We start from the raw sequence: 635 nt of genomic DNA on the forward strand, positions 1-635 counted from the left end.
AAGTTCTGCGGTCTGTACCGTAGAAATTGCAGGCATCCCTTGTATAGAATATCCATTTGCATGACCTTCTACATCTATGGTTCCCATACTCGTCTTTTCAATTGTGGCTATATGATATTTTGAATCTGCGGTAAAATCAAGGTCAGTGGTTTTCGGTTTTAATGATCCTTGGTACATACCACTCTGTCCATATGCAAATCCGGTTATAGGAACTTTCTGTCCTACATAGTTAGATCCTGCAACATCATCAAGAGTATATGCAGGATCAAAAAGTGAATTCCATTGTTCAATGGGGTAATCTACCAGTGGATTTGCATCTAGCAAGTTTGCATTCAAGATATCCTCGGTAGATACTCCCTTCAGTACGTCATATACATCAGGTATTTGATTCTGTATTACTCCCTAATGGAAAGTTGATCTCTAAATCACCATATTGTTTTGTTGTGATTATCACAGGATTTTTTATGGAAAAACCCACCCAAGATACATCAAGAACAGCTGGATCAATTCCACTTCCAGATTTTATGACATAGTTTGCAAGAGTCGGTTGTAGTGTAACAAGATAGTCAATTGTTGCCTGTTTGCCATCTCCATGAATTGTTGTTTCATACTGCACAGTCAAATTTGTGATACTA

2 protein-coding genes are annotated in these 635 nt (G+C 37.8%); both read right to left on the reverse strand.

Translation table 11 applies throughout. From position 1 onward, the window contains the following. The coding region (locus DYY66_RS12155; protein WP_166289854.1) for a hypothetical protein at nucleotides 1–324 on the reverse strand (324 nt) is incomplete at its 3' end. Nucleotides 325–376: 52 nt separating this feature from the next. Next, nucleotides 377–635, reverse strand: a 259-nt coding sequence (locus DYY66_RS12160) for a hypothetical protein (RefSeq protein ID WP_166289857.1), incomplete at its 5' end; no start/stop codon positions are given.

The sequence above is a fragment of the Candidatus Nitrosotalea sp. FS genome, from assembly GCF_011319475.1.
Taxonomy (GTDB): domain Archaea; phylum Thermoproteota; class Nitrososphaeria; order Nitrososphaerales; family Nitrosopumilaceae; genus Nitrosotalea.